The sequence below is a fragment of the Rhizorhabdus sp. genome (genome assembly GCF_018006725.1).
Taxonomy (GTDB): domain Bacteria; phylum Pseudomonadota; class Alphaproteobacteria; order Sphingomonadales; family Sphingomonadaceae; genus Rhizorhabdus.
Map to the genome: position 1 here is coordinate 1 of NZ_JAGMXV010000273.1, position 5,605 is coordinate 5,605.

16 protein-coding genes are annotated in these 5,605 nt (G+C 66.1%); 1 reads left to right on the forward strand and 15 read right to left on the reverse strand.

Features of this window, described 5'->3' with window-relative positions; genetic code table 11:
• The 4 genes from KAY22_RS23555 to KAY22_RS23570 form a co-directional block, all read right to left on the reverse strand.
• Positions 1 to 440, reverse strand: a 440-nt coding sequence (locus KAY22_RS23555; RefSeq protein ID WP_296625577.1) for a hypothetical protein, incomplete at its 3' end; no start/stop codon positions are given.
• Positions 437 to 1,291 (reverse strand): hypothetical protein, encoded by an 855-nt coding sequence (locus KAY22_RS23560; protein ID WP_296625578.1) that lies wholly within the window; start codon positions 1,289 to 1,291, stop codon positions 437 to 439. The genes KAY22_RS23555 and KAY22_RS23560, both read right to left, overlap by 4 nt.
• Complete coding sequence (locus KAY22_RS23565) at positions 1,288 to 1,632, reverse strand: hypothetical protein (RefSeq protein WP_296625579.1); 345 nt, start codon at positions 1,630 to 1,632, stop codon at positions 1,288 to 1,290. The genes KAY22_RS23560 and KAY22_RS23565 overlap by 4 nt, the downstream gene beginning before the upstream one ends.
• Positions 1,629 to 2,027, reverse strand: a complete 399-nt coding sequence (locus KAY22_RS23570) for a hypothetical protein (protein ID WP_296625580.1) — start codon at positions 2,025 to 2,027, stop codon at positions 1,629 to 1,631. Before KAY22_RS23570 ends, KAY22_RS23565 begins: the two co-directional genes overlap by 4 nt.
• A gap of 75 nt (positions 2,028 to 2,102) precedes the next feature.
• Between KAY22_RS23570 and KAY22_RS23575 the strand changes: the two genes are divergently transcribed.
• On the forward strand, positions 2,103 to 2,252 hold the full coding sequence (locus KAY22_RS23575; RefSeq protein ID WP_296625581.1) for a hypothetical protein: 150 nt from the start codon (positions 2,103 to 2,105) through the stop codon (positions 2,250 to 2,252).
• A 50-nt stretch (positions 2,253 to 2,302) separates the two neighbouring features.
• Here the strand turns inward: KAY22_RS23575 and KAY22_RS23580 are convergent, their stop codons facing one another.
• From KAY22_RS23580 to KAY22_RS23630, 11 genes are all read right to left on the reverse strand, one after another.
• A complete protein-coding gene (locus KAY22_RS23580; protein ID WP_296625582.1) occupies positions 2,303 to 2,521 on the reverse strand; it encodes a hypothetical protein in 219 nt (72 codons plus the stop codon).
• Positions 2,521 to 2,784 (reverse strand): DUF2312 domain-containing protein, encoded by a 264-nt coding sequence (locus KAY22_RS23585; RefSeq protein WP_296625583.1) that lies wholly within the window; start codon positions 2,782 to 2,784, stop codon positions 2,521 to 2,523. The genes KAY22_RS23580 and KAY22_RS23585 overlap by 1 nt, the downstream gene beginning before the upstream one ends.
• A complete protein-coding gene (locus KAY22_RS23590; protein ID WP_296625584.1) occupies positions 2,784 to 3,023 on the reverse strand; it encodes a hypothetical protein in 240 nt (79 codons plus the stop codon). The genes KAY22_RS23585 and KAY22_RS23590 overlap by 1 nt, the downstream gene beginning before the upstream one ends.
• A 1-nt stretch (position 3,024) precedes the next feature.
• Complete coding sequence (locus KAY22_RS23595; RefSeq protein ID WP_296625585.1) at positions 3,025 to 3,492, reverse strand: hypothetical protein; 468 nt, start codon at positions 3,490 to 3,492, stop codon at positions 3,025 to 3,027.
• On the reverse strand, positions 3,489 to 3,611 hold the full coding sequence (locus KAY22_RS23600; protein WP_296625586.1) for a hypothetical protein: 123 nt from the start codon (positions 3,609 to 3,611) through the stop codon (positions 3,489 to 3,491). The genes KAY22_RS23595 and KAY22_RS23600 overlap by 4 nt, the downstream gene beginning before the upstream one ends.
• Positions 3,608 to 3,802, reverse strand: coding sequence for a hypothetical protein (locus KAY22_RS23605; protein WP_296625587.1), 195 nt, complete (start codon positions 3,800 to 3,802; stop codon positions 3,608 to 3,610). The genes KAY22_RS23600 and KAY22_RS23605 overlap by 4 nt, the downstream gene beginning before the upstream one ends.
• A complete protein-coding gene (locus KAY22_RS23610) occupies positions 3,799 to 4,290 on the reverse strand; it encodes a hypothetical protein (RefSeq protein WP_296625588.1) in 492 nt (163 codons plus the stop codon). Before KAY22_RS23610 ends, KAY22_RS23605 begins: the two co-directional genes overlap by 4 nt.
• Positions 4,287 to 4,622, reverse strand: a complete 336-nt coding sequence (locus KAY22_RS23615) for a hypothetical protein (RefSeq protein WP_296625589.1) — start codon at positions 4,620 to 4,622, stop codon at positions 4,287 to 4,289. The genes KAY22_RS23610 and KAY22_RS23615 overlap by 4 nt, the downstream gene beginning before the upstream one ends.
• The gene (locus KAY22_RS23620; RefSeq protein ID WP_296625590.1) at positions 4,619 to 4,981 is read right to left on the reverse strand and encodes a hypothetical protein; all 363 of its coding nucleotides are present in this window, start codon (positions 4,979 to 4,981) and stop codon (positions 4,619 to 4,621) included. Before KAY22_RS23620 ends, KAY22_RS23615 begins: the two co-directional genes overlap by 4 nt.
• Before the next feature lie 64 nt (positions 4,982 to 5,045).
• Positions 5,046 to 5,342: a hypothetical protein gene (locus KAY22_RS23625; protein WP_296625591.1), complete on the reverse strand. Its 297-nt coding sequence runs from the start codon at positions 5,340 to 5,342 to the stop codon at positions 5,046 to 5,048.
• A 56-nt stretch (positions 5,343 to 5,398) separates the two neighbouring features.
• On the reverse strand, positions 5,399 to 5,605 hold a 207-nt coding region (locus KAY22_RS23630), incomplete at its 5' end, for a hypothetical protein (RefSeq protein WP_296625592.1).

Consider the following 5,605-nt stretch of genomic DNA (forward strand, 5'->3'; position numbering starts at 1 on the left):
ACATCATAGAAGCTGCGGCGGATGTGACGATGCTGTAGCCAAGGCAGAAACCAGCACCCACTTTGGTCGGTGTCGCTGCTGTGGGTTTGCCGCCCATAGTCGTAGTGCAGCGATCCGTCGACGAAGCAAAAGCCGTAGTCCCGTGCCCACACCTCCCAATAGCCGGGCGCGCGACCAGCGGCGATCATTTGGGAGCGGGTCGGCTCGGTAGTGATCTTATGCCATTCGCGTGCGGGTTTGATGATCGGCGGAAGTGCCACGATCAGCGTGTGGCCGAGCAGGTGCATACGAAGATAACAGCCGTTGCCACCGTCATCTTCACCGGCCCGCCCGCTTGTAAGCACCATGCCAAATGTGCGGCCACCCTTGCGTCGCTCGCGCGCATAGGTGAACGGCCCCCAATAACGGTCGCCTTCTCCGCTCCAGCGAACAGCCCTCATGCGTCAACTCCTTCTGCAAAACTTGGCGCCAAAGGCGCGCTTGCGGTGAACAGGGATGGCTGGCGGCGTTCCTCTTCCTGTCGGTTGAGGTCGGCGCAGATCGCGAGCAGCGCGTGCGCGCGGATGTCGGCGGGCAGTGCGGCGATGGCCGGGGCGATGCGGGCGGCGGTGCCGAACAGGCCGTCGCCGGCGGCGTTCAGCACGTTGGCGGGGAGCCAGTCGCCGGTCGCGCGGTCGCGGTCGAACCGGACGGTAAAGGGACCGGGGCCGACATGGCGCGCGGACAAGGTCGGCTGCTGATCCACGCGCAGGCCGATGGTGAACAGCTTGTCCGCATCGCCGCCGGTGACTTCCCAGGCGTGGCGCCGCGCTTCTTCCTCGCGCAGGCGATCCATGGTGGCGGGCGCGTCGCCGGAAACGATGAACTCGGCACCGAAGGACAGCCCTTCCTGCCAGTACCAGCGATGCGCGCATTCCATGACGGCAATGCCCTCCGCCGCTTCGTCGGGCGAGAGCCGGCCCTGTTCGACCAGGCGCGGGAAATTGCGGCGGCGACGCATGATTTCGCCGCGCAGGGCGTTGATCTTCTCCGCCCAGGTGAAGCGATAGCGGCGGCGCGGGACGATGCCGCCGGCCTCGTCGGTGAAGTCGTCGAGCAGCTCGCCCCACTTCGCCTCGTCATCGGCTGCGGCGTCGGCCTTCATTTCCTCCGCCCGCACCTTGGCGGCGTTGGCGCGGCGGCGTCGATCGAGCTCCTGCCGGACGGCGCGCGTCTGCGCCTCGTGCGGCAGGCTGCGCAGGCTGTCCGGCTGAAAGAACTCGAAGTCGATCGCCGGGGGACGGGCCATCATGACTGCTCCCTCTGCTCGTGCAGGTCGCGGATGATTTCGGCGGCGCCGGAAAAAAGCGTCTGCGGGTTGACGCCGACGGAACGGGAAATTGCGTTTGCAGAACGCCGCTTGAGCAGGCCGCGCAAAAGCACCGCCTTCATTTCGGGCGTCCACACCACCGGGCTTCGCAGGCTGGCCGTTCGCTTGGGGCGGATGCCCCGCTGTATCAGCAGATTATAGGCCGTCGCCGTGCTGCATCCGAACCGGTCGGCAAGATCGCGCGACGTCAGGTTCGGGTCCGCCTGCACCGCCGCCACGAGCAGCCGCGTCAGCTCGCCATAGGCATAGCGGCGCCGGCTCATGCGGCCCTCTGTGCGGCCAGCACCTGATCGCCCCACTGTTCAGCCATGGCGGCAGCCATGCCGGGAAAAAACCGGGAGCGCTCCCTTGCACGGAACGGCCCAGGCGGCATCCGGTGTACCCGGTTCCATCGCTTCCAGGTCGGCGTGCCACGCCGGGGAACGGCAAGCCGTTTTGTGGGCGTCAGCGGACGCAAGCGGCGCAGGTAAAGGCCGGTCGCCTTGAACTGCGGATCACCGAACCAATGTGGCTGAACAATCTGCGCCGGTGGCTCGTAATTGACGATCCGTTCGCGGGCGTACCCATGCATGACGGGGTTTTCCGCTGCCACGAACTCAACCGGGGCATTCCAGCATTCAGAGAACAGAGCGCAGCCTTCGTCCAGCTCCGCCCACATTTCAGCCAGAGTGCGACCGGGAGGTGGCACGTGGAGCCAACGAACGCCGCTGTTGCAAAGGCGCGTGCATGGTGGATGCGCGACGATCAGAAGATCCCAGCCATCGCCCAAGATTTTGCGGACGTCGCACCGGATGTGTCGGTTGCTGCCCCGTTCGTCGGCCTCGATGTCGCACGACCAGGCGTCGAAGCCGCGCGCGAGGAAAGCATCACGGACGATCCCTGATCGTTCGCAGGCGACCAGAACCTGCGGTGGCTTGAAAAGGTCGAGGTGCATCATTCGTCCCCCTCGTCGGGGTCGATGCAGGTTGCGCGGCAGACGGGTTTGTAGTCGATCGTCAGCTCCAGCGTTGCGCCACAGCTGCATTCGATCGTCTTGCCTTCAAGCCTTCCTTCGTGGTCGGCATAGCAGGCGGGACAGGTCCAGCGATCGTCGATGCCGGCGCTGTTGGTCAGCTCATAGCCGCCGGAGATGGGATCAGCCGGGAGCGCCATCACAGCATCCCCAGCGCGGCAAGGTAGGTTTCGAGGATCATCTGTTCCTCTTCATGCTCGCCCTTCCGCTTGCGGCGGATGGCAAGGACGCGCTTGACGATCTTGGGGTCGAACCCCTGCCCCTTCAGCTCGGAATAGGTGTCCTTCTTGTCGTCGTTGATGCCCTTGATCTCTTCCTCAAGGCGCTCCAGGCGCTCGACGAACAGGCGGAGCTGATCGGCCGTCGTCTTCGACAGATCGCTGTTGTGACCGGGGCCAGCCATCAGCCCTGCCCCATGTCGGCGCGCAGGTCGCGCACGCGGATGATCAGATCCGGACCATCCCGGTGCAGGTCGTAGTTTTTCGACACCTGCAGCACGATGTGACCGATCGACGCGCCGATGCGACGGTTGATCGCTTCAATCGCCTTGGCGGCCTCTTCCTCTGCGACGCGCTGGATTTCCTCGCGCACGCCCCGCCGGATCGCCTCTTCCAGAAAGCGTTCTGCGGAAAAATCAGCCATGTCAGCGCGCTCCGTGGGCGGCGCAGGTCAGCGCGAGGGGTTCCGCCTGCGCCTCGCCTTCGCCGTCGAGGCGGTCGATGGCGCCAAGGAGCAGCGCGCAGGCCTTGACCAGGTTGGTGCGCGCATCGGCGGGGCGGAAGAAGTCGCGCCATGGCCAGGCGGCGGGCGCTTCGGGGGACAGGCCGTCGACCGGGCCGGTGGTGCCCTGCCCGCCCGACAGCTTGGTCAACGCATCCTCCAGATAGGTGAGCGCGGCCATGGGCAGGACGTGGCGGCCATGGTTCAGATCATGATCGGCGTCGAAGCCGTGGACATGGATCTGCTGAAGGCGTTCGCGCAGCACGTCGGCCAGCGCGACATTCTCGAACTGGAAAGCGAGGATGCGGCGGATGACCGCGACGTCGGCGGGGTCATTGCCCGGCGCCATGGCGTTGATGACGGCCGCGATAGCGGCATAGGACTTGCTCATAGCAGACCTTTCGCCCAGGCGTTCGCGACGCCCGAGAGCATGTAGAGGAAGAAGACCACGGCCATGATGCAGACGCCGCACCATGCGCGGGACGGTTCGGGGCGCAGCGGCTCGATCACGGCCGGAACACCAGCTTGGCGAGCTGCCACCAGAACCAGACGCCTCCGATCGCCGCGACGGCGATGATCGCGGCCAGAGGCAGGCCCGCGCAGCCGAGCAGCGGCCGGACGGTGCCCGCGCCGCCGCATTTCGGGCATTCGGGCCAGCGGTCGGTGTTGCCGCCGCATTCGGGACAGGTGCGCTCGCTCATATGTTCACCTTGAGAGCGACGGCGATGTTGTTGCCGCCGGCGATGGCGGACACGCCGATGTTGAGGCGGTAGATGAAGCGCGCGCGCTGGGGATTGTGGCGCTCCACGGCGGTGCCGATCACGAGGAAGGCACCGCATTTGGCGGCCATGAAGGCGGCGACGGCGAGCGGCGATGGCGAGCGGCCGAGAATGCCGCGCGTCATCCATGCCGCTTCGTGGTTGCCGCGCTCGATCGACCAGATGGTCGTCGCGCCGTCGAAGGCGAAGGCTCCGCACATGGCGATGCGATCATCCGTCTGATCGGGCCGCGCGGCGGCGACCGGGGCAATGGCCGGCGGCTGTTCCGGTGGCCATGCCGGCGGGAGCCGGAACGTCTCCGCGTCGTCGGTGCCGACCGGCAGCAACGGCCCGGCCTTCTCCGCACCCAGCGCCGGGGCGGCGCACAGCGCGAGGCCCAGCGCGGCGCCGATGGCGAGGGCGCGGATCACTGGACCGACACCGGATCGCGGGCAGGATACTCGGCCCGCTGGGCGCAGCGCGGAAGGAAGTGATCGGTAAGCCTGCCCGTCGTGCGGTCGAGGTGGCGGGCGATGCCGGTTATGTCGTGCGCCAGCGTCGCGGTCGATGCGTCCAGCATCTTCTGGAAGTCGAGCGGGCAGCCGTTGGCATGCGTCGCGGTCAGATCCATGCGGACTTCGAGCCGCTCCGCGCGCGTCAGGCGACGGCCAATCGCGGCGTGGCAGGCTTCCGACCAATAGTCGGCGATCTGCTCGACCAGCTTGGCATCGCCGGGCGCGATCTCAAAAGAAACGTCGCTCATCGCGCACCGCCGAACATCGCGGCGGCGCGACTATCGAGGGTGGCGGCGGCGTGGCGCTGGAGGGCGTTGTCCTCGACGATGCGCAGCTTCGGCGGCAGGCGACGGTCGAACCAGGCGTCGACATGGTCGCGATCCCAGCGCGCATGGGCGTGAACCGCCATGGCGCCGGTCTGTTCGACGCCCTGATAAATGCGGGGCGTGACAGGCGGCGGGAAATCCGCGGCTTCGACCCATTTGCGGATCTTCCGCACGATCGAGCCAACGGTCAGATGAGGGGCGAGCTTCGCCCTTTCGGCGATGTAAACGAGCCCGACGCTGCGCGCAGCGTTCCGGGCCTCGACGAGCTGATGGACGGACATAGTGCCTCCGTTCGTTGAGAACGGCGGCGTTGTAAGTCTATTTGTCTTAGTATGTCAAATAGTCTTATTTCGACATGCGCATATTGAGCAGAAACAGGCATAAAAGGGCGATGATCGAGCCCCACAACAGCAGCGAAAGGATGCGATCGGCCTGCCTGTCGGGCTCTCGACCCCGCGCAACGAACGCCCCGGTGACAAAGGCACCGATGGCGGAAGGCACGATGTAGATGAGCAGCGACCACCATGAGGCGATCGGCCAGACCAGATAGATGGCGAGCGGCGGCGCGATCGTTCCCGCACCGAGGGAAAGCATTTCAAGCGTAGGCGAAGGACGGTAGAGGCCCTTGCGCGCGAGGCGCAAAGAGGATGCTACGCAAGATCCGACCAGGCACGTCGCGACGGCCAGGCCGACCGAAATCAAGCGGCGGATTTCCGGGCTATATCGTCGGACTGGACCGGGGCCAGCGGCTCGGCAACCCGCGAAACAAGGGCTTTCTGCGCTTCGTCCGCCGTGCGGTAATGCTTAATCAGGCGCCGCTCTTCATCGGAGAGACGGTAGGGGTTGTCCTTTTCCGACAGCAGGTCGACCAAAAGGCAGCCCAGCACCTCCGCAATCCGTCGCGC

Bases quoted from the DNA above. Each gene is read 5' to 3' on its own strand.
- KAY22_RS23560 (WP_296625578.1), bottom strand. From the start codon at position 1,291: ATGATGGCCCGTCCCCCGGCGATCGACTTCGAGTTCTTTCAGCCGGAC.
- KAY22_RS23565 (WP_296625579.1), bottom strand. From the start codon at position 1,632: ATGAGCCGGCGCCGCTATGCCTATGGCGAGCTGACGCGGCTGCTCGTG.
- KAY22_RS23570 (WP_296625580.1), bottom strand. From the start codon at position 2,027: ATGTGGGCGGAGCTGGACGAAGGCTGCGCTCTGTTCTCTGAATGCTGG.
- KAY22_RS23575 (WP_296625581.1), top strand. From the start codon at position 2,103: ATGCGCGACGATCAGAAGATCCCAGCCATCGCCCAAGATTTTGCGGAC.
- KAY22_RS23580 (WP_296625582.1), bottom strand. From the start codon at position 2,521: ATGGCGCTCCCGGCTGATCCCATCTCCGGCGGCTATGAGCTGACCAAC.
- KAY22_RS23585 (WP_296625583.1), bottom strand. From the start codon at position 2,784: ATGGCTGGCCCCGGTCACAACAGCGATCTGTCGAAGACGACGGCCGAT.
- KAY22_RS23590 (WP_296625584.1), bottom strand. From the start codon at position 3,023: ATGGCTGATTTTTCCGCAGAACGCTTTCTGGAAGAGGCGATCCGGCGG.
- KAY22_RS23595 (WP_296625585.1), bottom strand. From the start codon at position 3,492: ATGAGCAAGTCCTATGCCGCTATCGCGGCCGTCATCAACGCCATGGCG.
- KAY22_RS23605 (WP_296625587.1), bottom strand. From the start codon at position 3,802: ATGAGCGAGCGCACCTGTCCCGAATGCGGCGGCAACACCGACCGCTGG.
- KAY22_RS23615 (WP_296625589.1), bottom strand. From the start codon at position 4,622: ATGAGCGACGTTTCTTTTGAGATCGCGCCCGGCGATGCCAAGCTGGTC.
- KAY22_RS23620 (WP_296625590.1), bottom strand. From the start codon at position 4,981: ATGTCCGTCCATCAGCTCGTCGAGGCCCGGAACGCTGCGCGCAGCGTC.